This window comes from Acinetobacter sp. 10FS3-1 (genome assembly GCF_013343215.1).
Lineage (GTDB): Bacteria > Pseudomonadota > Gammaproteobacteria > Pseudomonadales > Moraxellaceae > Acinetobacter > Acinetobacter lwoffii_C.
The window spans coordinates 73,279-98,437 of sequence record NZ_CP039143.1 but is presented as its reverse complement, the minus strand read 5'-3'; the positions used below and the strand labels follow the sequence as shown (position 1 = coordinate 98,437).

The following is a 25,159-nucleotide window of genomic DNA, read 5'->3' as shown; positions in this document are numbered from 1 at the left end:
TGATTCGGTCTGATAAAGATCAAAGAAGAAGGTGAAGATTGATGCCGCTCAATACAGTTGAAGAGCTTGTCGCAGATATCCGTGCAGGAAAAATGGTCATCCTGATGGATGATGAAGACCGTGAAAATGAAGGTGACCTGGTTATTGCTGCCACGCATGTCCGCCCGGAGGACATCAACTTTATGATCACCCATGCGCGTGGTCTGGTCTGCCTGACGTTGAGTAAAGAGCGTTGCCAGCAGCTGAATTTACCGTTAATGGTCGATGCGAACGGTGCCCAGCACGGCACCAACTTCACGCTGTCTATTGAAGCAGCAGAAGGGATTACCACCGGCATTTCAGCCGCTGAACGTGCTCACACGATTCAGACTGCAGTGGCGGCACATGCCAAGCCAACAGATATTGTACAGCCCGGCCATATTTTCCCTTTAATGGCACAGCCAGGTGGGGTATTGCACCGCGCAGGTCATACCGAAGCAGGATGTGATCTGGCCCGCCTTGCCGGTCTGGAACCCGCATCGGTAATTTGTGAAATTATTAAAGAAGATGGCACCATGGCGCGCCGTCCGGATCTGGAAGTATTTGCCGAAAAGCATGGTCTGAAAATTGGCACCATTGCCGACCTGATTCATTACCGTATGACCAATGAACAGACGGTTGAGCGTATTGATCATCAAGTCATCGAGACTGAATATGGCAGCTTTGACTTGTATCGTTACCGTGAGCTCGGCAATCCGGATATTCATTTAGCCTTAGTAAAAGGCGAGCCTAAACAAGGTGTCACGACGGTACGCGTACATGGTTTTAACCCGACCCGCGATCTTTTAAAAGTCAAAAAACCGGACAGTGAAAGTACCTGGAATCTGGACCGAGCACTCAAAGAGATTTCTACCAGCGACCGCGGTGTACTGGTCTGGATCGGCCAGCGCCATTTACAGGACTTAGGCCCGGCTTTAGAGACCCTGAAAGCACCGAAAAATGTCAAATCCAATGCTGCACTGTCTCAGCAATATCAAACCATTGGGGTGGGCGCACAAATTTTACGTGATCTGGGCGTGGAAAAAATGAAGCTGCTCAGCTCTCCATTACGTTTCAATGCCCTGTCCGGCTTTAACTTAGAAGTGGTGGAATACATCACTGCACAACAAACATCTTAAGAAATAATCGAGGTTCCTATGGCTATTCGCCGTATTGAAGGTATGTTGCATCTCGCGAGCGAAGGCCGTTTCGCGATTTTAGTTGGTCGTTTTAATAGCTTTGTTGTTGAACATCTGTTAGAAGGTGCTATTGATACGTTGAAACGTCATGGCGTATCAGAGGATAATATTACGGTTGTTCATGCACCGGGTGCCTGGGAACTGCCGGTAGTTGCAAAAAAACTGGCTGTTTCGGAACGTTTCGATGCCATCATTGCACTTGGCGCAGTGATTCGTGGTAGCACCCCTCATTTCGATTTTGTAGCGGGTGAATGTGCCAAAGGTTTGGGCGTGGTTGGCCTGGACACTGGCTTACCGGTCATTAACGGTGTACTCACTACGGACAGTATCGAACAAGCGATTGAACGCTCGGGTACAAAAGCAGGAAATAAAGGCAGTGAAGCTGCTTTAACTGCGATTGAAATGGTTAACTTGTTAAAGGCTATCTAACGCTATGTCGCAAACACTTCAAGCAACTTATGCAGCAAAACGTAAAGCACGTCGTTTTGCTGTGCAAGGAATTTATGAATGGCAGATGAGCCACAATCCGGTGCATGAGATTGAAGCACGTACGCGTGTGGAAAATGCCATGCATAAAGTGGATCTGAGCTATTATCATGAATTGTTGACTCAAGTGGTTGCCAATCATGAAGCACTGGATGCGCTCTTAATTCCGGTACTGGATCGTGAAATTACCGTACTGGACGGCGTTGAGCTGGCTACACTGCGTTTGGGCGCCTACGAATTGAAAGAACATCTGGAAATTCCGTATCGTGTGGTTTTGGACGAAGCAATCGAACTGGCTAAACATTTTGGCGGTGCAGACAGCCATAAATACATCAACGGTGTATTGGACCGTTTAGCCACGACGCTACGTACAGCAGAAAAACAGCAAGCCCACTAGTTTAAGTCGCATTGTTGTATGGCTGAGTTCTCGATTATTGATAGCTATTTTAATCGGCGGAATCTCAATTCTGTCGATTTAGGCGTCGGTGACGACTCAGCCGTGCTCACCCCTCCTCCACAGCAACAACTGGTGATCTGTACCGATACTTCAGTGGCTGGACGACATTTCCCCCTAGAGACTGACCCGCATGCGATTGGCTGGAAATCGGTTGCTGTTAATTTGTCCGATATTGCTGCCATGGGTGCCACCCCGCACAGTATTTTGCTGGCCTTGAGCCTACCCCAAATTGATCATGCCTGGCTCAAAGCCTTTAGTCAGGGCCTGTATGATTGCTGCGATCAATTTGGGGTGAGCTTAATTGGTGGCGATACCACACAAAGCCCTCACCTGACCATAAGCATCACTGCACTTGGCTGGGTCGATAGCGGACAGGCTATTCCGCGCTCAGGTGCCCAACCGGGTGACCTGATCTGTGTCAGCGGTACCGTCGGCGATGCAGCTTTTGCCCTGAATCATCCCGGCCACCCCTTACAGCAGCGGCTGGATTATCCGAGCCCACGCTGCCAGCTCGGTGTTGCCTTAAAAGGCCTGGCACATAGCATGATTGATGTTTCGGATGGCCTGGCTCAAGATCTGGGACATATTCTTCAAGCTTCTCAAGTGGGTGCAACCCTGGCACTGGATAAGCTCCCGCTCAGCCCTGCCCTGCACACCTTGCGTGATGAGCAAAAATGGCAATATGCGCTCGCCGGTGGCGATGATTATGAATTATGCTTTACAATAAGTCCGCAAAATTATGAAAAATTATTGCAAAAACAAATTGATGTTTCGATTAGTATAATCGGCACTGTTCATTCTTCACTCGGTTTAACTTTTGAAAAAAATGGCATAGATCATTTGCTTCAATTTAATGGGTATCAACATTTTGCATAAACCTGCAATAAATTTTAAAGCGATGTCCTGGAAGGACCGATTGATTGTATTTAGTGGAGTGGGCTTTGGTTCTGGCCTGGCACCGAAAGCGCCGGGGACGTTTGGCTCAGCTTTTGCGCTGTTATTTGTGCCGTTCTGGCTCTCTCTGGGTTTTTTAAATAGCTTTTTTGCCATGGTGATCATGTCACTGATTGGCATCTATATCTGTGGCAAAACCGCTGAGCTGATGGGTGTACATGATGATGGCCGGATTGTCTGGGACGAATTTGCTGGGCAATCCATCACGTTTCTACCCGTTCTCTATATGGGGCAGATGAACTGGCTGTGGCTTCTGGTTGGCTTTGCCCTGTTCCGTTTGTTTGATGTCTGGAAACCTTGGCCAATCCGGGTCATTGACCGCCAAGTCGGCGGGGGATTCGGCATCATGCTGGATGATATTATTGCCGGCCTTTGGGCAGCTCTCTGTATTCTGATTTATCTTTTTTTACCATGGCCTAGCTACATTTAGGATGAGAACATGTCAACGACTGTCATTATTCTTGCTGCAGGTAAAGGAACGCGTATGCGCTCTCATTTACCCAAAGTATTACAACCTCTTGCAGGACGCCCCTTACTTGGTCATGTGATCGAAACGGCGAAAAAGCTGAATGCTAATAATATTATTACCATTTATGGACATGGCGGTGATCGTGTCCAAACTGCATTTGCAGATCAAATTATCCAATGGGTGAAACAGGCGGAACAGCTGGGTACCGGTCATGCGGTACAAATGACGTTACCGGTCTTGCCACAGGATGGCATCTCCCTGATCCTATCGGGTGATGTGCCTTGTATTAGGCCGGCTACCTTGCAAAACCTGCTGAATGCTACCCAAGAGACAGGCATTGGCCTGGTAACCTTAACCTTGCCAGATGCAACAGGTTATGGTCGTATTGTCCGTAAAGATGGCCAGATTCAAGCGATTGTTGAACATAAAGACGCGACTGACGCACAGCGCCAAATTAAGGAAATCAATACCGGGATTTATGCTGTTAGCAATGCCAAATTGCATGAATGGCTGCCACGTTTAAGCAATGATAATGCACAAGGCGAATATTACCTGACGGATATCGTGGCGATGGCGCTAGCCGATGGCATGCAGGTGGCCTCGGTAGAACCTGAGCTGGCTTTTGAAGTCGAAGGCGTCAATGACCGCGTACAACTGGCTGCCCTGGAGCGCCAGTTCCAGGCGTATCAAGCCAAGCAGCTGATGCAGCAAGGTGTTCATCTGATTGATCCCAACCGTTTTGACCTACGTGGCCATTTGACAGTCGGTAAGGATGTGAAAATTGATATCAACGTGATTATCGAAGGTGATTGCGAACTCGGCGACCAGGTTGAAATTGGCGCAGGCTGCGTGATTAAAAATACCAAAATTGCTGCGGGCACCAAAGTACAGCCATATAGCGTATTCGATCAGGCTGTTGTCGGTGAAGATGCACAGATTGGTCCCTTTGCACGTTTACGTCCAGGGGCGAAACTGGCCAATGACGTACATATTGGCAACTTTGTCGAAGTCAAAAATTCAAGTATTGGCCTAGGTTCCAAGGCCAATCATTTCACCTATTTAGGTGATGCCGAAATCGGCAGTGGTTCTAATATTGGTGCCGGTACCATTACCTGCAACTACGACGGCGCCAATAAATTTAAAACCATCATTGGAGATAATGCCTTTATTGGTTCCAACAGCTCCTTGGTTGCTCCGGTACAGATTGGCAACGGTGCCACTGTCGGTGCAGGCTCAACCATTACCCGTGATGTGGCAGAGAACAGTTTAGCGGTGGAACGTTCCAAGCAATTTGCCAAAGAAAATTATCCACGTCCGCAAAAGATCAAGAAATAAGGGGAAATATTATGTGTGGTATCGTCGGTGGCATTGCGGAACGCAGCATTACCAATATTTTAATTGAAGGCCTGAAACGTCTTGAATACCGTGGCTATGACTCAGCCGGCTTAGCCCTGATTAACCAGAATCAGGTTCTACGTGAACGTCGTGTCGGCAAGGTTGCCAACCTTGAAAATGCAGTCAATGAATCACAGATTATTGGTTCGCTCGGGATTGCCCATACCCGCTGGGCCACACATGGCAAGCCGACTGAGAACAATGCCCATCCGCATATCTCCGGCAATGTGGCTGTGGTACATAACGGCATTATCGAGAACTATCAAGAGCTGAAAGATGACCTTGAAGCTCTAGGTTATGTATTCACTTCACAGACTGATACTGAAGTCGTTGCCCATCTGGTCAATGATGCACTGAAATCGACCCCGATTTTACTGGAAGCGGTAAAACAGGTGGTGCCACAACTAAAAGGCGCGTATGCACTGGGTATTGTTCATACCGATCATCCGGATGAGTTAATCACGGTGCGTGAAGGCTCACCACTGGTGATTGGGGTTGGAATTGGTGAAAACTTTATCAGTTCTGACCAGTTGGCCCTGCTGCCGATTACCAACCGCTTTATCTACCTGGAAGAAGGGGATATTGCCCGTTTGACTCGTAGCACGATTGAAGTGTTTGTGGATGGTCAACTGGTTGAGCGTCCGGTGAAAGAACTGGATGCTGCGGTGAGTAATGCCTCTAAAGGCGAATACAAGCACTATATGCTCAAAGAAATTTATGAGCAGCCTGAAGCCATCCAGCAAACCATTTCCCAAGCACTCAATGGAAATGCCCTGCGTGAAGACTTTCTGGTTAGTGCAGAGCAGGATTTTTCCAAGATCCAGCAGATTCAGATCATTGCTTGTGGGACCAGCTACCATGCCGGTATGATTGCCAAATACTGGTTTGAGCAGCTGATCGGCCTGCCTTGTCAGGTTGAAATTGCCAGTGAATTCCGTTACCGCACGCCAGTGATTGTAAATCACACCCTGTATGTCTGTATTTCTCAGTCCGGTGAAACCGCAGATACCCTGGCGGCCTTACGCGATACGCAGAAACGCGCTCAGGCCAAAGGTTTAGACATCAGCACAATGACCATCTGTAACGTGGCTACATCGTCGATGGTACGTGAAACTGAGCACAGCTTGCTGACCTTGGCAGGACCTGAAATTGGGGTCGCATCGACCAAAGCTTTTACCACCCAGTTGACTGCATTGATGTTGCTGGTACTGAAAATCGGTACTGTCAAAAACACGATTTCAACGGAACAGGTTACCGCGATTACGACCGGGCTCTGGCATACTCCTAAAGTGATTCTGGACACCCTGCGTTATGATGATGAAATTCTGCGCCTGTCTGAACTGTTTGTAGAAAAAAACCATTGTCTGTTCCTCGGCCGTGGGACGCATTTCCCGATCGCGCTTGAAGGTGCGTTGAAACTGAAAGAAATTTCCTATATCCATGCAGAAGGCTATGCAGCAGGTGAACTGAAACATGGCCCGCTGGCACTGGTGGATAATGATATGCCTGTGGTCATTCTGGCACCGCAGGATGACATGCTGGACAAATTAAAATCCAATATGGAAGAAGTTCAGGCACGTGGTGGCGAGTTATTTGTCTTTGCTGATGAGCATAGCGGCATCAAGGCCAAAGAACGCCAGCATGTGGTGCATATTCCTGAAATAGATCCACTTTTAGCCCCTATCGTCTATAGCATTCCGGTTCAGTTGCTGTCTTATCATGTAGCCGTCCTGCGGGGTACGGATGTAGATCAACCGCGTAACCTGGCAAAATCAGTGACCGTAGAATAATCAGAATTGAAGCAAGGCTGGTTATTGTATGAGAGTAATAAAGCTTCATACCAAGTAATAAAGTCTCATACTGAGTAATAAAGTGTAATACTATATTGCTCAAAAAATCCACACAAGATATGCTCTAAAAAGCATGTTGTGTGGATTTTTTTATGGCTAATTCTAAGAACACACAAAATCATGAACTCAAAATTCAAAAGTGGATTAAAGAAGGACGAGGGCAGGGTTTTGGAAATAACTATAAGCCTTGGCTCACAATTCGAGATGTGAGTTTAGAAGGTCGATCTCACCGAGTTTTTGGTCATAAAAGCCAAAGAACTCATCACTTGCTCTCTGATCTAGAACTGTCCACTTTTCTATTACTAAGGCGTGTCATCAATTAACTTGAGAGAAACCACCTTGTGCCCACTATACTTTTATGAGTAAACGCTAGGTATTAAGAGATAATCAGTGGGGGGCAAATTAAAGATCTGTTCCCTGGACGAACGGATCCTGTTGGAGTAACGGCCGGAGATAAGCGACTATCTGTTAAAGCGGTTCAGCTTTTGGGTTGGCTAAAGAAATTAAAAGAAAGAGGGTCTCAACAGTTAAGTCAATAAAAAGCTATAAATAGACTATATTTTTATCCGATGTTCCCCATTTAAAATGATAATTCTCCTTAACACTTTTTGCTCAGAATATGCCCATCAGGTCGACAGATACGATTTTTTTGGCCAGCAAAATTGTCTAGGTTTTCATGGATAGTGAGACAATCAGGTGTTCTGGCTGCTTTAAAGTCATAAAAAAGGAAGCCTGAGCTTCCTTATCCACTGCTAGCTATACCGGTTTAAATACCGTATTTAACGCGATAGGCTTCCATTTTTGCCAGTGCTTCCTGCTCGCCTTTACCATCCAGATAATCCATTAAGTCTTTCATGGTGATCAGTGCATGTACTGGAATTTCAAGTTCTTTTTGGACTTCTTGGATTGCAGAAAGTTCGCCCTGACCTTTTTCCTGACGATCTAACGCAACCAGTACCCCGGCAATTTGTGCACCGGCATTTTTCAGAATAGTGACCACTTCACGGATCGCAGTTCCGGCAGTAATCACATCATCAATAATCCAGACTTTTTTACCTTCAACCGAAGCTCCGACCAATACGCCACCTTCACCGTGATCTTTAGCTTCTTTACGGTTAAAGCCCCAAGGTATACTCACACCATGATTTTGCGACAGTGCGACCGCAGTTGCAGCAACAAATGGAATACCTTTATATGCCGGACCAAAAACCACTTCGACCTGATCACATTGCATCAGCTTGGCTGCATAGCCTGATGCCAAGAGAGACAAGGCTTCGCCATCATTTAACAAGCCGGCATTAAAAAAATAAGGGCTCACACGACCCGATTTTAAAGTAAACTCACCAAATTTAAGCACACCACGTGATAATGCGAGTTCGATAAAAGCTTGCGGGTTAAACTGAGCTGGCGTTGACATGAGGTGCTCCTGAATCCATTAATTAAGGTAAGACTTGCGCATGATACCAAAGAGTAGCTATCCAAGTGATCAAAAAATTCTTCGTGTCGTTTCAATTAACGTCAACGGCTTACGTTCCTCTGTAAGCAAGGGTTTGCTGGAATGGATGGAAAAGTCCGATGCCGATGTGATCTGCATGCAGGAAAGCCGCATTACCCATGTTCAGTGGACCGATAAATTTAAGCCTGAAGGCTGGTACACCCATCTCTTTCCAGCCGAACGTCCAGGCTATGCCGGCACCGCCATTTATAGCCGTCTGCCTTTTGTCTCCCTCACCGATGGTCTGGGTTTTGAACTGGCAGACTCACAGGGCCGTTTTATTGCCGCTGAATTCGATCTGGGCCTAGAACAAACTGTATATATCTGTTCGCTTTATCTGCCATCCGGTTCATCGGGTGAAGAAGCTCAGGCCCGTAAAGACCACTTTTTAGAAGAATATCAAAAGATTCTGAAACAATGGCGCGATGAAAATAAATCGGTCATTGTCTGTGGGGATTACAATATTGTGCATAAACGGATTGATATTAAAAACTGGTCGGGCAACCAGAAATCTTCCGGTTGTTTACCGCATGAACGCGCCTGGCTGGACCATATTTATGATGAACTGGGCTATGTAGATACCTTCCGTGAAGTACGCCAGGAAGCCGAGCTATATTCCTGGTGGTCGAATCGTGGTCAGGCCCGCGCCAAGAATGTCGGCTGGAGGATTGACTACCACGCCTGTTCTCCAGACTGGAAAACCCGTACGGTGAATGCCTGGGTCTATAAAGATGAATGGTTTAGTGATCATGCACCGGTCATTATTGATTACAAATTGTAAAAAGGCTTGAGAACTGAGTAAACAATTGTTTACTCAATTAAGGTGAATTGCTTACATGCCATGACGTATTTCTTGGATTTCTTTGAGTTTAAGAACATAGCATGATAGCTGCACGGCACAGGGATATGTCAGGATGACACATAAAGGACAGGAAGCCGTAGGAAGAAAATAAAACAGACCATCAAATTTAGTTTGTTTTTCATGGATGTGACATTGGACGTTATACTGAGACCCGCATAATCAGGATGATTGATGCGGGTTTTCTCATATTATAATGACTCTTATTCTTGATTATTGTTTTGATTTTTTTATATATCCGCTGATTGTTCTCTTATTTAAAACTTTATTTCTTATTGTTCTATCCAGAATCTTATCCCCTCCTTATGTCAGTTTCATGACAGCTTGGCCCTGATTCGAAATTTTCCTATGCAGACGGACACTCCTGTTTTGCAGCCCCCCGTGGCCGTCTTGACTAAATTTGGTTAAGCTAGTCCAAGACTTTAAATGAGTGATGATGATGTTAAGAATTTATGGTATTAAAAACTGCAATTCAATGAAAAAAGCCTTTGATCTGCTCAATGAACTGGGGTTGAGCTATGAATTCCATGATTATAAAAAACAGGGCATTGATGCAGAATGTGTAAAAAGCTGGTTGGATGCACTCGGTCAGGACGTGGTTCTGAATAAAAAAGGCACCACCTGGCGTAAACTCAGTGCAGAAGAGCAGCAAACCGCACTGGCCAGTGAAGATCATCTGGTGCAAGCCTTAACCACGCATACCAGCTTAATTAAAAGACCGATTTTACAGACTGCTGATGGCTTTATTGCCGGATTTGACGAAGCTGCTTATCGCGCTCTAGTTGAAGAAAAACAGGATTAATCAGCATATAAAAAAAAGCCTGACAGATGTCAGGCTTTTTGCATATACAGGATGGATTAGTTTGCACGAATCCAGGTCTGGTTACGACCCAAAGCAGAAATCCCCATAAAGCCACGCAGCTCCAGCTTCTTGCCACCCTCCGCCAGATTGCCTTTTAGCTTATAGGTTTTGCCAGATTGTGGGTCCAGAATAGAACCACCTTCATAGCTGGTGCCACCCACATTTTTCAGACCTTTCACAATGGTCAAGCCTTTTAATGACTTGTTATGATAAGGTCCTTCACATTTTGTACAGGCATTCTCTTCACCCGGAGTCAATACCGATTGAATACTGGCAGATAAAGTACCATTCTTCTGTTCAGTAAACTTCACCATGGCTTTTGGCTGTTTAGTTTTGTCATCAATCGTTTTCCAAACGGTACCATTCAGAGGATCTGCGGCATTTGCTAATACCGATAAGCCAAGTAATCCTAAGGTTAGCGCGATTTTTTTCATTTTTTTTCATTTCCCTAGTCTGTTGATAGACCAATTTAGTATTAAAAAGACACAACAATTTTGCAATTTTTACGTGTGACTATTTAGTGTAACCTTGTAAATCAGGTTGGTAAATAATCTCATTTTGAATAAAAGCATAAAAATATGGAAGGATAATGAAGATGAGTCCCCTCACGAAACAACTCATTACAGAAAGTTTTTTAAAAGCCGCCATTCGTGCGCCAAGTCGTCTGAACCTTCCTCCTAGCTCGCTGCGTATCGCCTTGGAACAGCTATGCAAACTGTTCCCGCAAGACCCGTCTGTACAAATTCGTTCCTTGCGTCTGGCCGGTTTACGTGCTGAAGAGATCAAACCCCAGCAGCAATCGACCCAGATGATTTTTCATATTCATGGAGGAGCATTCTATTTAGGTTCACTCAATACCCACCGGGCCTTTATGACCCAAATTGCAGCCCGTACCCAGATGCAGGTCTTGCATGTGAACTATCCGCTTGCACCGGAATCGGCTTATCCGGAGCCGCTTGAGGCGCTATATGATGTTTACAACCTGTTGCTTGATCAGGGAATTCAGCCCAAAGATATTATTCTGTCCGGTGACTCGTGTGGCGCTAACCTGGCCTTGGCCCTCGCTTTAAAAATCAAACAGGAAGGTCGCCCGCAAGTTAGTGGACTTATTCTGCTTTCTCCACTGCTGGATTTGACTCTGAGCAGTGAATCTTTACGGTATAACCAGAAACATGATGCCTTGCTGTCAATCGAAACGCTTAAAACCGGGATCGAATATTATGTGCCCAGCGCCATAGACCGAGGTGATCCCGGCGTTTCTCCTTACTTTGCCGAGCTGAGCGGATTACCTCCTATCCATATTCAGGTCGGTTCTAAGGAAATTTTGCTGGATGACGCCACCCGTTTCAAAGAAAAGGCCGAGCAGGCCCATGTTGAGGTTGAGTTTAAAATCTATACGGGCATGTGGCATAACTTCCAGATGTTTAGCGCCTGGTTTGATGAAGCCCGACAATCTCTGGCTGACTTGGCAGAGTTTGCACATCGTCTGGATCAGGACTAGGCTCTCAAGTCCTGATATAAAAAAGGTCAGCCCAGGCTGACCTTTTCAATTTTCTGCCTTAGAGCGCGCTGATCATCTGGTGTGCAGTCTCCAGAGCTTGCTGCTTGCTTGCATCGCCCATATTCACGCCTTCGGCACGAATCACCTGAATATCACTCACCCCGGTAAAATTAAACACGGTTTTCAGGAATGCTTCCTGAAAGTCAACCGGACTCTGTTCACCATAGATCCCCCCACGGCTGCTGGCAATATAGACTTTCTTGTCACCCGCCAAACCAATCGGGCCATTTTCAGTATATTTAAAACTACGCCCAGCCACACTGATACGGTCGATCCAGGCTTTTAAAGTAGAAGGCAGGCCAAAGTTATACATTGCCGCTCCCACCACGATAATATCCGCACGCAAATACTGCTGCAAAATCTCTTCCCCCAGAGCTGTCTGTTCTGCATCCTGCCCCATCAGAATCTCGGCAGTCAGATGAGGAATCGGTTGTGTCGCCAGATCTAGATACTCTACCTGTAAGGTGTCTTTATGCTTTTGTTGCAACTGGCTCACAATGGCCTGACTCAACTGACGGGAAATTGAAGCATCACCTAAAATACTTGAATCAATATGTAAAACTTGCATCTATTTTGCCTGTATGAATTGGTCTGTCTAGAAATAGGCATAGTTTAATGATTTTTCAACAATGAGATAATCCCAGCCCATAAAACAGAACATTCCAAATACGGAACAAAAGGCCTATACAGACAAATGTAGCTTTATCTTTTTTGTGGTAAAACAGGAATTTTTTAATCAATTTTAAGTTATGTTATAGTCAGTTTTATAAAGATATCCATGCTAAAAAGTAAAGCGCTTTCATAATAACGATAAAGTTTAAGGCGAAATAGATGAAGCAGATAAGAGGATTATTAGCAAAAATCCTGCGGCTGAGAATCAAAAAATATCTGATCGAAGATGAAGTCGTCATCAATTGGGGGATTTTAAAAAAATGTATCTTGATGTTGGTACTGGGCTGCATTGTCCATCTGAGCTGGCTTAGTTGGGATCTGTTTGTGCTGTTTCATCCTGAATATTGGCAATATGTACAGATTAAACTAATTCACTTACAGCTCATCCTCGACAGCAGTTTTTTACTGGTTTTGCTCGCTCTGATCTATCCTTGTTATAAGTGGCAAGGCCATGCGCGCGCTGAACGCTATCTGCCTCATCTGACGGTCGGTGTTTTTGTCATCTCCCTCTGCCGGGATGCTTATGTGGTGGGGGTCATGAGTCCCGTTTCGACCCTAGCCTGTGTGTGCCTGATGACAGTGGGTCTGGTGCTGTTTCATCGCGCCCTGATCTATAGCATATTGATACCGGCATTCCTGTTTCTGACGGTTTGCACCTATCTGAGCTTTCGTCATCAAATTCCCTATTCGCCCCTGTTCAATATACAGGGCAAGTTTTTTGATAATGGCTTTTGGCTGGGCTCCATGCTGTATTTTATGTTACCCATTCTGGCCATCTGCACCATGCTGTTTGAAATCCTGCTTAGCCAATGGCGGCACCGTGAACGGCTGATTCAGCACCTGAGCCAACTTGATCCCTTAACCAGTCTGTTTAACCGGCGCAGTATCAATCAATGTCTGGAAAAATTAAATCATAGCGCCTGTTTAAGCTATGCCTTGGTCCTGCTAGACTTGGACCATTTTAAAAAAATTAATGATCAATATGGTCACCACAAAGGTGATGAAACCCTGATAAAGGTCAGTGCCGTACTGAGCCAGCAATTACGTAAAAGTGATGTTGGAGGCCGTTTTGGTGGTGAAGAGTTTATTTTGGTACTTAAAGATACCAATATTGAAATGGCGCAACAGATTGCAGAACGTTGCCGTCTTGCTATTCAGCAGCTTGAGATTCAAAGTGATGAGGGTACCAAAATTTCTGTCACGGCCAGTTTTGGTATTGCGATTTCTCAAGCAGAATTGCGCCCGCAGCAGCTACTCAGCCAGGCTGATCGGGCACTGTATCAGGCCAAAGCCAGAGGCCGGAATCAGGTCAGAGCCTATATTACATCGACCCAACCCGAACTTGAGCTATATTCTTAACACGGTAATCCAGCAGGTTAATGGAATTGTGCCAGACGTTTCAGCTGAGCCAATAATTCCGCTTCATTAAATGCCCCGGTTAAACGCAAACCACGGATTTCCTGCTGCTGGCCATTCAGAAACAAATAGGTCGGTGGCCCCAGAATTTCCCACTGATTAAACAACGACTGATGGGCTGCATCATATTGGCTTAAATCGAGTTTGATCAGCACGTACGGTGCCAGTGCCTGCTGTACCGTGGCTGATTTTAAAACACGCTGCTCGATCGGCTGACAGGCCACACACCAGTCGGCATAGATATCAATAATGACCTTTTGGCCATGCGGTATCTGTTTTAACAAGGATTCAAATTCGGCAGCTGTTTTGGCCACTTGCCACGTGGCAGTGCTGTGACTTTGCTTAACAAAAAAACGCTGGCTCTGTTGATATTGGCTATATGCCAGATAAGGCAGCACGACGACTAGACACAGGATATATAACCATCTCAGGCCAGTACGCTGCCAGAAAATACGGCACAGCACATAGACAATAAAGGCCATGCCTAAGCCCAGCGACACCCCCTGCAACATAGCTTCAGAAATCAGCGGGCGTATAAAATACAGCGCCAGCCCCAGCATGATAAAGGCAAATAGCACCTTGATCTGATTCATCCAGTGTCCGGCACGCGGTAATATCCGGGCCCCCAGAATACTGGCCAGCAGTAAGGGTGTCCCCATACCGAATCCGAGACCAAAGAGTAACAAGGCACCCTGCCATTGACTCTGGGTCTGGGAAATGAACAGCAATGCTCCTGCCAGGGGTGCTGTCATACACGGCCCCACCAGCAAGGCGGAGATAATGCCCATGACTGCGGCACTGATCAGGCTCCCTCCATGCTGCATGGCCTGAACCTGATCCAGACGCTGAATCAGGCGCTGCGGAAGTTTAATTTCAAACAGGCCAAACAGGTTTAGGGCAAACAGCACAAATAGAGCACTAAAAGCAATCAGGGTACCCGGCTGCTGTAGCCAGCGTTGGAAATTCAGCCCGGCCGATGAGGCGATTAAACCTAATACAGCATAGACGGTGGCCATACTAACCACAAAGGTTAAGGCGATCATCCAGGCTTTTAAGCCTTTGCTATCACGGACCAACAACGAGGTCAGGATCGGGAGCATAGGCAACGAACACGGGGTAAAGGCCAGTAAAAGCCCTAAACCAAAGAACAGCAGCAAACCATAGGCCCAGGAGCTTTCTGCCAGACGCACTGACCACTTCTGGTCTTGGGCGGTTATAGCTTCTTCGATATCTGGATCAGATTGGTCTGAGCGTTGTAGCTGAGTATCAGCCAGAGTATCAAGCAGACGATTCTGGGCAGTTGTAGAGCTGTTTAAATCTAATAGACGTGTGTTCCCGGAAGCTGCGGTGTCATATTGCACCAGACCGGAAAGATTGGTTTTAAACTGCGCGGTTTGCGGTGGATAGCACAGCCGATCCTGGGCACAGCCTTGCCAGCTGACCTGATAAGACTGTCCGGGCTGAGTCGGGATCTGAAATTTTAACTGCTGATAATAAACCTGGGTATGCCCATAGTTGTCATCATAGATTTCTTCAGCGGGCGGCAGTTCCAATGTTAGCGGCTGATTGCCCTGTCGGACTTCAATCTTGTGCTGATACAGATAGTAGTGTTCAGGAATATCCCAGCTGAGTTCCGCCTGCTCAGCACTGTCCGAGACTACACTCAGAGGAAAGGCCTGCTCAGGTGACAGTAACGCCGTTTCGGCCTGAGCTGCTATACTGAACAGTACACTGCCTAACAGGAAAGGCGCACATAAAGCGCTCCATTTCTGAACTACTAAAAGTTGCATCATACCGAGTGCGATAGATCAAAAGAGAAAGGATACACCCAGACCGGAGAAGTAACTGTTTTCCTGCCCGTCCAGATCTACCCCCATACTGGCATCCAGCTGGATCCGATCGTTGAGGGCATACATTACGCCCGTGCCGAGTGCATATTCATTGGCTTGGCTTTCGGCCTTACGATAAATCAATTCCGAATAGCCCGACCAGCGATCCGTAAACTGATAGTCTACAGATGGAATTGCGCTAATAGCCCAGTTTGAGTCCTGCCATTCATAACGCATGGTGATAGAGGTCGAGACCAGATCACTATATTGATAGGCCACCGCCGAGCTCAGGCTATATATATCTTCTTCATTGCTAAACCCCTTATTACCGGTTGCAATAAGCGCTTCAGCCATCACGGCCATGCTCAGTTTGTCATCGTCCAGATCAATGGCTTTTTTCAGGCCAATACTGACATCTCCCAGCCCATCATTTTCTTCAGTGTGTCCGTTCCATTTCTGCTGGCTCCATGCCGGTCCATCCCAGCCCAAACGTAATTCCAGGCTATCGGTTAAACCTGTGCGCAATAATATATCGGCATTTAAAGTGGTTTCTTTAAGCTTGCTTCCTTCTACCATTGACTCGCGATAGTCCAGCGTTGGCAAACCCTGCTCCCATGCCAGCTGCCCCACAGGGATAGTGCCGGTTCCCATACCTTCACCCGGACGATCAAATTCGACTTCAGCAAAAAGTTGGGCACTGACACTGGTCAGCGCAATAAAACCCAAGGTTGTTAATGTTGTCTTCATCTGGTTAGGCTCTTTATTCAAATTTAATTCAGTTCTTTGGTCATTTTTGCGCCGTGGTCACGCAACAGTTGCAGAGTCTGTTTTTCTTCTTCAAGGGCCTCTGACCAGTTAATTTCATCGAAATCACAATCAAAGAATAAATCGCTAATAGAGGACAAAATGGTCTGCCCATCTTCATCTTTGGTGTTTGGATTGACCTGTTCATCCAGCAGGCGCTGTACTGCAGGAACACAGGCGGCACTCGCTGCGTCCCAGAGCGGTCCATAAATTTCTTCAGCATCCCACAGATGTAAATTGACTTTGGCCTGAATCAATGCTTCCAGAATCTGCAAATGAATATCCAGACGTGCCTGTTTTTCTTCATCTGAAAGCGGGCTATTTGCTTCATAAGCCTCACAGACGTCTTCCCACCATTTGAACAATCCATCCGACCAGACCGAAATGACTGGACCTTTTTCAAGGTCAATAAAATTCGGATTGAGTCCATCCGCCAGGAGTTTTGTTACCTGTTCCAGATCTAAATCTTCGATGGCTTGCACAAAAAGCTGTTGTTGCGCAGTTAACATGATGGAGCTCGCTTCAATTCGTTTTTCCCTATTATGCCGAAGAAAGCAAAATTTGTTGTCTTTCCCACAACTATTTTTCATTTTATATAAAAAAAGCCCCGCAGGGCTTTTTTTCAGGATTCCAGATCAGACTTCGTCTTCCATCTCTTTAATTTCCAGGGCACCCGGACGTATGGTATCTTTTTTCTCAATAACATGCTCTAGACTGCGTTTTAAACGGTCAATGGCACCACGAATGGCGGTATCAACATTATGACCACGATGATTCACCACCACCGGTTTTAGACCTGCCGGACGTGCCTCGATCATGCAGCGGATATCGTCATCACCACCTTTGGCACCGTTTTCATCACTCAAATGGACTGAAAAATGGGTAATACGCTCACTGTGGCGCTGGAATTCCTGACTTAATTCTGCACGTACATAACTAATTAAACGATCGCTACTCTGAATGTGTTTATCTGTACGAAGTTCGATATTCATAAATTACCATCCTCAATCTTTTTAACTTTTCTTAGTGCAAAATTTTTATCTTGGCACGTTTCTGGTTTGCTGTATCGCAACGCATTTCACTTCTTCAAATGATTGGAATATCTCCTCCATTTTGAATGGATGAACACCTTTATGAATCTGCAGAATCATGTCCTTATACCTTGAATATCGGCTCTATCCAGAAAATATGCAAGTGCTATTTTGGTTTTTTTAGCAAAAGAATAACTAATTGTGACAGGTCCTTACTTAGTAAAATAAAGCCGCTTTCCAGTTCGTTCATCACCATCTTATTCACGTGATTGGATTCGGCCAATGAGAAAATTGCTTATCCCGACCACTTAGAATCAGCCTAAATTTTCTTCCGAATGATAATGAGAATGCAGAGAATTATCCGGTAGATCCCCGCTGCTAGCTTTAAATATTTTTTCTCTAAGTCTGTGAGCGTATAGGGTTGTGACGATGGCTTCCGCTATAGAAGTAATAAACATGTATGCTTTAATTACTGGTTTACCCCCCCCTTCGGTTTCGAGTTCAGTACGAGGGAGGAGCACCGCCCATTTTGAGAGTGGAAACAGGTTTTTCTTCACCGCTACATGCCATCTAAAATGATGAAACCTGCTCTTCAACCGATGAAATACTGACCACAGTGCCTCTCATCCCCCGCCTCAAGGGCATCGCCGTTTAATCTGATCAAGGTACATGCTTGCCTTTGCGATCAGCCAGATTTTTTAGCAAACTTAGGGTAAAAATCCCGATTTTGATTATAGAAAATAGGTGGTAAATGGCTTCTGACTGTGCCCACTTCTATTGCACTCCGCCAATTATTCACTGTTGAGTATGCTTTAACTAGAATAACGGACATAAATTTTCTTTAATTTTGGCAGCAGCTCAACCGACTCTTACTGTTTTCTGATCATTTAAATTTCTTTAAGCATAGCTATTTAGTCCCTATTTTTGAAAGTATTGAAGAACCCGTAATAAGAAAACAGACAAGGAGACCAAGCAAGATTTTTAATATATTTCTGTCATCGATCAATTTTAACTTTATTTTTACTTATTAATCTGTATCCTTTACCTGCTTTCTTGGGGGAAGAGATTTTAAATGAAACTTACACAAATCGCGGCATTGTGTGCTTTGGCTTCAACTGCTGCTTTGGCACAAGCAAAACCAGTTTGGCAAGATTTTAGCGTAACCGGTCTTTATGGTGAAAACTATGAAGCGGTAGACGAACAGCAAAGCACTCTAACCGTTGAATACGCTGCTAAAGTAAAATATGCAGATGTGTTTTTCTTCATGGATCGTATGCGTGGGGGCGATGATGCTAAAAGCACTTATTTTGAATTATCGCCACGCTTAAGTTTAAGTGAAGTAAGTGGCCAGAAACTTGCCTTTGGTCCTGTGAAAGATGTATTAATTTCCACAACGTGGGAAGGCTCAGACAATGCAGATAACTTCCTGTATGGTTTAGGTTTTGATCTTGACCTTCCATATTTTCAATATGCAAGCTTAAACTTTTATCGTGCCAATAATGAAAAGGTGTTTGGTAATAAAGACGATTATCAAATGACTTTCACTTATGGCGTACCGTTTAGCTTGGGAGCAGAAGACTTCCTGGTGGATGGTTTCCTGGACTGGTCTACTGCTGAAAAAGATGCTCAAGCGAGTGAACTCAACTGGACCACACAGTGGAAATGGAATGCGGGCAAACACATTTCTCCAGAGACACGCTTATATGTAGGTATTGAACACTCTGTTTGGAACAATAAGTTTGGTCGTAAAGATCAAGACGAAAACAATGTGAGTGCGCTGGTGAAATATCACTTCTAAGCCAAAAAAAAGCAGCTCATAAAAAGCAGAACCCGGGTTCTGCTTTTTTATGGCAAAAATCAGCTGTATTTTTTAAAGTGTTGGTCTCTGCTACTGCTTTGACTTGATCCAAATCCGGTTAGACCGGCGCTACCCTACCTAATGTTTCCTGGTAAACTTGAATCTATTCAATTAAAAATTCAGAGATTAGCCATTTCTGATTAGAATTACTTAAAAATCACTTCTACTCAGACTCAATAAGCCTGTATAAAATCTAAATTTTAAAATCCGCCTTTACTTGATACTTCTGCTATGTTTTATTTGAAATAAATACCAAGTTGAGTAGCACAATGAATAAATGGCTTATCTGCATGAGTATCTTTTCTCTCAGTAGCCTGAGTTTTGCCGATTCCAGCTTTGAAACTCAACTCAGATCAGAATGTGCCCAGGTTAAAAACTATGCAGCGAAGGGCAAGAGATTGTATGACCAGAAACAATATAGCAAAGCCCTTGAACAATTTGAGCAACAGGCGGCATGGTCTGCATTTTGTGACATGCATAGCGAAGAAAGTGGTGTTTCTTTTTCAGAAAGCAGCATTGTAACAGCGTTTAATAATGTCGGACTCAGTTATGCCAAACTGGCCAAGCCGCAGTGGGCACGAGCCTGGTTTTCGATTTATCCTCAAGCCAAGAGTAGCCAGTTTAATCTGCAGCAGCTGCCTGCACCTCAAAAAAACTCCAATCTGGCAGGCAAATATGTTCGCCATGCCGGTTTTGGCGCCTGGAGTAGTATTGAGGTAAAGCCCCATCAGCAATCTTATCAAATTCAATTTAATGGTCTATATATGGGTTTAGGCAGCCTGATTTATGGCCCCAATATAGGTGAATTTGAAACAATGATGCCCCTGCATCACACCCAGACCCGTTATCAGCAAGATAACTGTAAAATTGAGCTTAGTTTTGCTTTTAATCCTCGCGCTGGGCAACAGCTTATTTTAGAGCAAGACAGTGGAGATTCAGCGTGTGGCTTTGGGCATAATGTCTCTGCCAGCGGTGTATATTTGAAGGTAGAATAATTTTTCTTTTATTTGTATTTTAATATACAAAATAAATATTTGAGCATGATCAGGGGAGTCCATGGCCAAGTTTTTAAATACCAGTGCAACGAATTTCTTTTTAGAAGAATTAATTAAAAATGCCAAAGAGCGTTTAATTTTAATCAGCCCTTATTTGCGTTTAAATGATCGTATTAAAGAACTCTTAGAAGATAAAGATCGGCTCAAAATTGATATTCGCATTATCTATGGCAAAAGTGATTTGCATCCCGATGAAATTAAATGGCTGCAAAAACTGGATTATGTACGTCTAAGCTTTTGTAAAAATCTCCATGCAAAATGCTATATCAATGAATCAGAATGTATTATTTCAAGCTTGAACCTCTATGAGTTTAGTCAGGTCAATAATAATGAAATGGGGATTCTGGTACGTAAAGATGAAGATCAAGAGGTCTTTAAAGATGCTTATGAGGAAGCTCAACGTATTATTCGTATTAGTGATGAAGTACGGATTACTCTGGATGAAATTAAGACGGAACCAGTACCACTTGCTGAGAGCGAAGTCAGAACTGAGGAAAGCAGCGGTTATTCCAAACTGACCACTGCAAAACTGGCCGCAAAACTTGGTTTAAAAACACCTGATCTGTTTGAAAATTTAGTCAATCAAGGATATTTAAATCTGACAGAAAATGGAAAACATTTCCTCACCGATGCAGGCAAAGCGATGGGTGGAGAGTTTAGAACAGGACAATTTGGTATTTATTTTTTATGGGATGAACATACCAAAATTTAACTGACGAGTTTTTAAAAAATATATTGGGATACAATAAAAATTCCCCTAACTGGAGAAGTTCAGTCAACTAATCGACTGAAACTCTCCGGATGAGGTTTTTTTGCTTTCAAGCCAGCATCCTAAACCACAATATCTGCCAGATTACCTTTTTGCTCTAACCAGTCTTTACGGTCACCCGAACGTTTTTTGGCCAGCAGTTTATCCAGTAAACTTGCGGTGACATGCACATCATCCAGATCCAGCTGTACCAGACGGCGGGTATTTGGATCTAAAGTCGTTTCCCGTAGCTGGCTGGCGTTCATCTCGCCCAGACCTTTAAATCGGGTAATCTGCGGATTCTTGGTTTTACACTTTTTCAAGATGCCCTCCAGCTCTTCTTCATCCAGAGCATAGTGCACCTCTTTACCATCATCAATCCGGAACAGTGGCGGCATCGCCACATATAGATGCCCCTCTTCGACCAGTACCGGGAAATGTTTCACGAACAATGCACACAGCAAAGTGGCAATGTGCAGACCATCCGAGTCGGCATCCGCCAGAATACAGATTTTGCCATAACGCAGCTCAGACAAGTCATCAGAGCCAGGATCTACCCCAATTGCGATAGCAATATTGTGCACTTCCTGCGATGCCAGAACCTCATCTGAGGATACTTCCCAGGTGTTCAGAATTTTTCCGCGAATGGGCATGATGGCCTGGAAATTCTTGTCACGTGCCTGTTTGGCCGAACCACCCGCCGAATCCCCTTCCACAATAAACAGTTCCGACTGATCCAGCTCATGGCCGACACAATCCGACAATTTGCCTGGCAAGGTCGGACCAGCAACAATCTTTTTACGCTCTACTTTCTTTGCCGCTTTTAAACGACGCCCGGCTTTGGAAATTGCCATTTCTGCCAATTGCAGGGCAATATCCGAGTTTTGGTGCAACCACAAGGCAAAGGCATCTTTGGCAATATTCTGAACAATGCCAGCAGCTTCACGACTGGACAGACGCTCTTTGGTCTGACCTGAAAACTGGGGCTCCTGGAATTTTAAGGACAGGATATAGTTTACGCCGTCCCAGACATCTTCCGCCGACAGTTTCATATTACGCGGCAGCAAATTACGCAACTCACAGAACTCACGCATGGCATCGGTCACTCCGGAACGCAAACCATTCACATGCGTACCACCTTGCGCGGTTGGAATCAGGTTAACGTATGATTCCTGAATGCTGTCTCCCCCTTCGACATTCCAGCAAATTGCAAATTCGGCACTGGCACGTTCTGCCTCCCCCATTGCAACAAAGGCCGGTGCCGGAATAATTTCACGGTCTTCCAGCTCATCCATCAAGTAGTCCACCAGACCGTTTTCAAACTGCCAGGTGATTTTTTCGTTATTAATCTGGTCAATATAGTTAATTTGCAGACCAGCAGCCAACACTGCCTTGGCCTTTAGATTATGTTTTAAGGCTTTCAGGGCAAATTTAGGAGAATCGAAATATTTTTCTTCTGGCCAGAATTGTACTGTAGTGCCCGATGCACGTTTGGGCGCTTTGCCTTTCAGCACTTCCAGCGGGCCGGTCGGTTCGCCCTTTTCAAAGGCCATTTTATACAGGTTGCCCTGACGCTGAACTGACACTTCAATCCGGCTGGACAAGGCATTGACGACAGAGATACCCACGCCATGCAGGCCACCAGAAAACTGATAATTATCGGTGCTGAATTTACCGCCGGCATGCAGTTTGGTCATAATGATTTCAATCCCGCTTTGGCCATATTCCGGATGAATATCCACGGGCATGCCGCGACCATTATCTTCTACAGACAGCGAGCCATCCTTATATACCGTCACTGTGACCTTGTTGGCATATCCGGCCAATGCCTCATCTACCGCATTGTCAATCACTTCCTGCGCCAGATGGTTCGGACGCGAGGTATCGGTATACATGCCCGGGCGACGGCGCACCGGATCCAGACCAGATAAAACTTCAAGAGATTGAGCCGTATATTGAGACACGTTATTCGGTTTCCTTTTTGACGCAGTCGGATAAAAACTGTAAAAGCAGCGGAATTTTCTCCGCAAAATCATCCATCCCGTGATTGCCATGGGCTTCTGTCATTAACATGGCCGGAGGACGGGCAGCACTATAATAACGATGTGCTTCACGATAATCCAAAACTTCATCGCCTTGTTGCAGCAGCACCAGTATTTTGTCTGCATCTTGAGCAGGATTTAGCGCCAGTTGCTCCAGCTGTGCCAGATCTGCCACCTCCAGACTCCAATTCGGATGCACAGGATAGGGCAACTCCGCCTGAAACAGTTCACGAAACAGCTGCCATGGTCGCATTGCCGGGTTAATCAGTACAGCCGGAACCGCATGTTTTGCGACTAGATATGTCGCATAGAATCCGCCCAGACTGCTGCCGACCAGTGCTACCTGAGGCAAACTGCGGATCAGTTCCGAAACCTTTTCAACTGCAGCCTGGGGCGGCATATTTAAATCTGGTAAATGTAGGGTGATTTCAGGATATTTTTTACAAAATTGTAGTAATAACTGTCCTTTAATGGAATGGCTTCCACTCTGAAATCCATGTAAATAAATAATATTCATCAGTATTTAATCATATTGATCAATGATTGAAATTTCTCTGGAAAATGTGAAATACCTCGCATTTTTCTCAGCTGAAATTGCTTAAATTGTCAGACAAAAAAGCCCTGAATGTTGTGTAATTCTCGCTATGTTAAAAGTATTGCAAAGGATTCAGACTCTTTACAGAAAAAGAATTTATACCGTGAAGTACTTTAAAAAGAAAGAGATCTCTACACGGTTGATTAAAAGGACAGAAGCAAATGCCCAGTTTAACACCATTGCATGAAACTTACTGCCGATGGGATCGAACGCCACCCAGCCAGGCAGATGTACTGGAAGGTCTGGCCCAGCTGGTGACCATGCGCCTGAACGATGTGGCCCAGGAACTGATTAAAACCATTCAGCGTGAAATTTTACTCAGCATGTTTGGCCTTAGTGACCAGAACGCCAAAAGCCTGCAAAATATCCCTTATATTGCCCGACTGTACCAGTCGTCGTACGACATGATTTTTCATTATGGCAATACTCTGATTGCACCCGGTTTGCGTCAAATTATTGAACACTTTCCCAAATTGCATCATAAGCCTTTAACTCCGACCCTGCATTTTTTAGTCAGTGCCTTGAACGGTATTATTGGTGACTATTTGATAAAACATCAGAATCCGCTGGCCCTGCCAATGCTCATTTATGATCATTATGGTTCTTTACAGCAAGGTGAGCTGACCGGACGGATTAGCCTGTTTGTGCATGGACTCTGTATGAATCATTTAGACTGGTCCAACCACAAATATGAAGGAATTGGTGAAAAACTGCTGGCGCAACGTGACCGCAATACCATGCTCTATCTGCACTACAATACCGGACGACGGATTTCTGCCAATGGTCATAGTCTGGCCAACACCTTGCAGGAACTTGTCCAGTGTAATCCGGGGATTACCAGCATTGACCTGATCGGCCACAGCATGGGGGGACTGGTCTCCCGAAGTGCCCTGTTTTATGGCAAGCAGAATGTTCATGACTGGATTCCCATGGTCGAGAATCTGGTCTGTCTGGGTTCGCCTCATCATGGGGCAGTACTGGAACGTTTCGGTTTTAACCTCCAAGACAAACTCGGACATTTTCCTTTGGTGAAAATTGTCGGGCATCTCGTCAATATTCGCAGCAACGGTATTCTGGACTTGCGCTATGGCAGCGTACGCGATGATGACTGGGAGCATAATCCGGTACGGATTGGCTTTATGGATGACAACCGCAAACCGGCACCGATTCCTTCACATATCGATGCCTATCTGGTGGCCGGAACGATCGAACTGGAAAAGCGCAAGAACAAGACCCGTAATGTGATTGGAGACTATCTGGTCAGCGTCAAAAGTGCGCTGGGAGAACATCCAAATCCACGCTACGATCTAAAAGTTCCAGATGCCCATAAGGCAATTTTCTATGGCCTGAACCATTTTGAAATTCAATACCATCCCTTGGTGGCTGAACAGATTGCACGCTGGTTTTACCCAAGTGTGGAGGATGAGAATTGTACCCAGATTTATCAGCACCTGGTCGATCTGAACAGTATTGAAGGCATTGCCTTAACCTGAAAAAAAGCCCT

The 25,159-nt window shown here is 45.2% G+C and carries 24 protein-coding genes and 1 pseudogene; 16 read left to right on the top strand and 9 right to left on the bottom strand.

Features of this window, described 5'->3' with window-relative positions:
- The first annotated feature begins 41 nt into the window (after positions 1-41).
- The 8 genes and pseudogenes from ribBA to E5Y90_RS17410 form a co-directional block, all read left to right on the top strand.
- Complete coding sequence (ribBA, locus tag E5Y90_RS00425; protein WP_174659091.1) at positions 42-1,157, top strand: bifunctional 3,4-dihydroxy-2-butanone-4-phosphate synthase/GTP cyclohydrolase II; 1,116 nt, start codon at positions 42-44, stop codon at positions 1,155-1,157.
- Between the two features lie 18 nt (positions 1,158-1,175).
- Positions 1,176-1,646 (top strand): 6,7-dimethyl-8-ribityllumazine synthase, encoded by a 471-nt coding sequence (gene ribE, locus E5Y90_RS00420; RefSeq protein WP_151205653.1) that lies wholly within the window; start codon positions 1,176-1,178, stop codon positions 1,644-1,646.
- Between the two features lie 4 nt (positions 1,647-1,650).
- The gene (gene nusB, locus E5Y90_RS00415; RefSeq protein WP_151205652.1) at positions 1,651-2,100 is read left to right on the top strand and encodes a transcription antitermination factor NusB; all 450 of its coding nucleotides are present in this window, start codon (positions 1,651-1,653) and stop codon (positions 2,098-2,100) included.
- Between the two features lie 18 nt (positions 2,101-2,118).
- Positions 2,119-3,036: a thiamine-phosphate kinase gene (gene thiL, locus E5Y90_RS00410; protein WP_174659090.1), complete on the top strand. Its 918-nt coding sequence runs from the start codon at positions 2,119-2,121 to the stop codon at positions 3,034-3,036.
- A complete protein-coding gene (locus E5Y90_RS00405; protein WP_174659089.1) occupies positions 3,014-3,544 on the top strand; it encodes a phosphatidylglycerophosphatase A in 531 nt (176 codons plus the stop codon). The genes thiL and E5Y90_RS00405 overlap by 23 nt, the downstream gene beginning before the upstream one ends.
- 9 nt (positions 3,545-3,553) lie before the next feature.
- Positions 3,554-4,918, top strand: coding sequence for a bifunctional UDP-N-acetylglucosamine diphosphorylase/glucosamine-1-phosphate N-acetyltransferase GlmU (gene glmU, locus E5Y90_RS00400; RefSeq protein ID WP_174659088.1), 1,365 nt, complete (start codon positions 3,554-3,556; stop codon positions 4,916-4,918).
- An 11-nt stretch (positions 4,919-4,929) separates the two neighbouring features.
- On the top strand, positions 4,930-6,768 hold the full coding sequence (gene glmS / locus E5Y90_RS00395) for a glutamine--fructose-6-phosphate transaminase (isomerizing) (RefSeq protein WP_151204689.1): 1,839 nt from the start codon (positions 4,930-4,932) through the stop codon (positions 6,766-6,768).
- A 152-nt stretch (positions 6,769-6,920) separates the two neighbouring features.
- Positions 6,921-7,133, top strand: a pseudogene (locus E5Y90_RS17410) (heteromeric transposase endonuclease subunit TnsA); the annotation flags it as partial.
- Between the two features lie 461 nt (positions 7,134-7,594).
- Here the strand turns inward: E5Y90_RS17410 and pyrE are convergent.
- Positions 7,595-8,245, bottom strand: coding sequence for an orotate phosphoribosyltransferase (gene pyrE / locus E5Y90_RS00390; protein WP_151207218.1), 651 nt, complete (start codon positions 8,243-8,245; stop codon positions 7,595-7,597).
- 40 nt (positions 8,246-8,285) lie between these two features.
- On the opposite strand from pyrE, the gene E5Y90_RS00385 reads away from it, so the two are divergent.
- The gene (locus E5Y90_RS00385; protein WP_174659087.1) at positions 8,286-9,104 is read left to right on the top strand and encodes an exodeoxyribonuclease III; all 819 of its coding nucleotides are present in this window, start codon (positions 8,286-8,288) and stop codon (positions 9,102-9,104) included.
- A gap of 517 nt (positions 9,105-9,621) precedes the next feature.
- The gene (locus E5Y90_RS00380; RefSeq protein ID WP_151207259.1) at positions 9,622-9,984 is read left to right on the top strand and encodes a Spx/MgsR family RNA polymerase-binding regulatory protein; all 363 of its coding nucleotides are present in this window, start codon (positions 9,622-9,624) and stop codon (positions 9,982-9,984) included.
- Between the two features lie 56 nt (positions 9,985-10,040).
- Here the strand turns inward: E5Y90_RS00380 and E5Y90_RS00375 are convergent, their stop codons facing one another.
- Positions 10,041-10,478, bottom strand: coding sequence for a DUF2147 domain-containing protein (locus E5Y90_RS00375; RefSeq protein ID WP_151204686.1), 438 nt, complete (start codon positions 10,476-10,478; stop codon positions 10,041-10,043).
- Between the two features lie 155 nt (positions 10,479-10,633).
- Between E5Y90_RS00375 and E5Y90_RS00370 the strand changes: the two genes are divergently transcribed.
- Entirely contained in the window at positions 10,634-11,545 is a 912-nt protein-coding gene (locus E5Y90_RS00370) for an alpha/beta hydrolase (protein ID WP_174659086.1), read from the top strand.
- Between the two features lie 58 nt (positions 11,546-11,603).
- Here E5Y90_RS00370 and E5Y90_RS00365 read toward each other — a convergent pair whose 3' ends face one another.
- The gene (locus E5Y90_RS00365) at positions 11,604-12,173 is read right to left on the bottom strand and encodes an FMN-dependent NADH-azoreductase (protein WP_174659085.1); all 570 of its coding nucleotides are present in this window, start codon (positions 12,171-12,173) and stop codon (positions 11,604-11,606) included.
- Between the two features lie 263 nt (positions 12,174-12,436).
- On the opposite strand from E5Y90_RS00365, the gene E5Y90_RS00360 reads away from it, so the two are divergent.
- Positions 12,437-13,636, top strand: coding sequence for a GGDEF domain-containing protein (locus E5Y90_RS00360; protein WP_174659084.1), 1,200 nt, complete (start codon positions 12,437-12,439; stop codon positions 13,634-13,636).
- A 17-nt stretch (positions 13,637-13,653) separates the two neighbouring features.
- Here the strand turns inward: E5Y90_RS00360 and dsbD are convergent, their stop codons facing one another.
- The 4 genes from dsbD to E5Y90_RS00340 all read right to left on the bottom strand — a co-directional run bounded on the left by dsbD (position 13,654) and on the right by E5Y90_RS00340 (position 17,318).
- Positions 13,654-15,483, bottom strand: coding sequence for a protein-disulfide reductase DsbD (dsbD, locus tag E5Y90_RS00355; RefSeq protein WP_174660530.1), 1,830 nt, complete (start codon positions 15,481-15,483; stop codon positions 13,654-13,656).
- A gap of 18 nt (positions 15,484-15,501) precedes the next feature.
- The gene (locus E5Y90_RS00350; protein ID WP_174659083.1) at positions 15,502-16,269 is read right to left on the bottom strand and encodes a transporter; all 768 of its coding nucleotides are present in this window, start codon (positions 16,267-16,269) and stop codon (positions 15,502-15,504) included.
- A gap of 23 nt (positions 16,270-16,292) precedes the next feature.
- Positions 16,293-16,835 (bottom strand): ankyrin repeat domain-containing protein, encoded by a 543-nt coding sequence (locus tag E5Y90_RS00345; protein ID WP_174659082.1) that lies wholly within the window; start codon positions 16,833-16,835, stop codon positions 16,293-16,295.
- Between the two features lie 126 nt (positions 16,836-16,961).
- A complete protein-coding gene (locus E5Y90_RS00340; protein ID WP_174659081.1) occupies positions 16,962-17,318 on the bottom strand; it encodes an HPF/RaiA family ribosome-associated protein in 357 nt (118 codons plus the stop codon).
- A 1,111-nt stretch (positions 17,319-18,429) separates the two neighbouring features.
- Here E5Y90_RS00340 and E5Y90_RS00335 point away from each other — a divergent pair.
- The 3 genes from E5Y90_RS00335 (at position 18,430) to E5Y90_RS00325 (ending at position 20,982) form a co-directional block, all read left to right on the top strand.
- Positions 18,430-19,155: an outer membrane protein OmpK gene (locus tag E5Y90_RS00335; protein WP_174659080.1), complete on the top strand. Its 726-nt coding sequence runs from the start codon at positions 18,430-18,432 to the stop codon at positions 19,153-19,155.
- A 329-nt stretch (positions 19,156-19,484) separates the two neighbouring features.
- Positions 19,485-20,210: a hypothetical protein gene (locus E5Y90_RS00330; RefSeq protein WP_174659079.1), complete on the top strand. Its 726-nt coding sequence runs from the start codon at positions 19,485-19,487 to the stop codon at positions 20,208-20,210.
- A gap of 61 nt (positions 20,211-20,271) precedes the next feature.
- Entirely contained in the window at positions 20,272-20,982 is a 711-nt protein-coding gene (locus E5Y90_RS00325) for a phospholipase D family protein (RefSeq protein ID WP_174659078.1), read from the top strand.
- 119 nt (positions 20,983-21,101) lie between these two features.
- On the opposite strand, the gene parE is transcribed toward E5Y90_RS00325, so the two are convergent.
- A complete protein-coding gene (gene parE / locus E5Y90_RS00320; RefSeq protein WP_174659077.1) occupies positions 21,102-22,982 on the bottom strand; it encodes a DNA topoisomerase IV subunit B in 1,881 nt (626 codons plus the stop codon).
- Position 22,983: 1 nt separating this feature from the next.
- Positions 22,984-23,577 carry a YqiA/YcfP family alpha/beta fold hydrolase gene (locus E5Y90_RS00315; RefSeq protein ID WP_174659076.1) on the bottom strand — a complete coding sequence of 198 codons (594 nt, stop codon included), beginning with the start codon at positions 23,575-23,577 and terminating at the stop codon, positions 22,984-22,986.
- A 239-nt stretch (positions 23,578-23,816) separates the two neighbouring features.
- On the opposite strand from E5Y90_RS00315, the gene E5Y90_RS00310 reads away from it, so the two are divergent.
- Positions 23,817-25,148, top strand: coding sequence for an alpha/beta hydrolase (locus E5Y90_RS00310; protein ID WP_174659075.1), 1,332 nt, complete (start codon positions 23,817-23,819; stop codon positions 25,146-25,148).
- The last annotated feature ends 11 nt before the right edge of the window (positions 25,149-25,159 follow it).

Coding starts and splice junctions, on each gene's coding strand:
- E5Y90_RS00315 (WP_174659076.1), bottom strand. CDS start 23,577: ATGAATATTATTTATTTACATGGATTTCAGAGTGGAAGCCATTCCATT.
- glmU (WP_174659088.1), top strand. CDS start 3,554: ATGTCAACGACTGTCATTATTCTTGCTGCAGGTAAAGGAACGCGTATG.
- E5Y90_RS00405 (WP_174659089.1), top strand. CDS start 3,014: ATGGGTATCAACATTTTGCATAAACCTGCAATAAATTTTAAAGCGATG.
- E5Y90_RS00360 (WP_174659084.1), top strand. CDS start 12,437: ATGAAGCAGATAAGAGGATTATTAGCAAAAATCCTGCGGCTGAGAATC.
- glmS (WP_151204689.1), top strand. CDS start 4,930: ATGTGTGGTATCGTCGGTGGCATTGCGGAACGCAGCATTACCAATATT.
- E5Y90_RS00350 (WP_174659083.1), bottom strand. CDS start 16,269: ATGAAGACAACATTAACAACCTTGGGTTTTATTGCGCTGACCAGTGTC.
- E5Y90_RS00310 (WP_174659075.1), top strand. CDS start 23,817: ATGCCCAGTTTAACACCATTGCATGAAACTTACTGCCGATGGGATCGA.
- ribBA (WP_174659091.1), top strand. CDS start 42: ATGCCGCTCAATACAGTTGAAGAGCTTGTCGCAGATATCCGTGCAGGA.
- nusB (WP_151205652.1), top strand. CDS start 1,651: ATGTCGCAAACACTTCAAGCAACTTATGCAGCAAAACGTAAAGCACGT.
- E5Y90_RS00330 (WP_174659079.1), top strand. CDS start 19,485: ATGAATAAATGGCTTATCTGCATGAGTATCTTTTCTCTCAGTAGCCTG.
- E5Y90_RS00385 (WP_174659087.1), top strand. CDS start 8,286: ATGATACCAAAGAGTAGCTATCCAAGTGATCAAAAAATTCTTCGTGTC.
- E5Y90_RS00325 (WP_174659078.1), top strand. CDS start 20,272: ATGGCCAAGTTTTTAAATACCAGTGCAACGAATTTCTTTTTAGAAGAA.
- dsbD (WP_174660530.1), bottom strand. CDS start 15,483: ATGCAACTTTTAGTAGTTCAGAAATGGAGCGCTTTATGTGCGCCTTTC.
- E5Y90_RS00340 (WP_174659081.1), bottom strand. CDS start 17,318: ATGAATATCGAACTTCGTACAGATAAACACATTCAGAGTAGCGATCGT.
- E5Y90_RS00335 (WP_174659080.1), top strand. CDS start 18,430: ATGAAACTTACACAAATCGCGGCATTGTGTGCTTTGGCTTCAACTGCT.
- E5Y90_RS00365 (WP_174659085.1), bottom strand. CDS start 12,173: ATGCAAGTTTTACATATTGATTCAAGTATTTTAGGTGATGCTTCAATT.
- ribE (WP_151205653.1), top strand. CDS start 1,176: ATGGCTATTCGCCGTATTGAAGGTATGTTGCATCTCGCGAGCGAAGGC.
- pyrE (WP_151207218.1), bottom strand. CDS start 8,245: ATGTCAACGCCAGCTCAGTTTAACCCGCAAGCTTTTATCGAACTCGCA.
- E5Y90_RS00380 (WP_151207259.1), top strand. CDS start 9,622: ATGTTAAGAATTTATGGTATTAAAAACTGCAATTCAATGAAAAAAGCC.
- E5Y90_RS00345 (WP_174659082.1), bottom strand. CDS start 16,835: ATGTTAACTGCGCAACAACAGCTTTTTGTGCAAGCCATCGAAGATTTA.
- thiL (WP_174659090.1), top strand. CDS start 2,119: ATGGCTGAGTTCTCGATTATTGATAGCTATTTTAATCGGCGGAATCTC.
- E5Y90_RS00370 (WP_174659086.1), top strand. CDS start 10,634: ATGAAGATGAGTCCCCTCACGAAACAACTCATTACAGAAAGTTTTTTA.
- E5Y90_RS00375 (WP_151204686.1), bottom strand. CDS start 10,478: ATGAAAAAAATCGCGCTAACCTTAGGATTACTTGGCTTATCGGTATTA.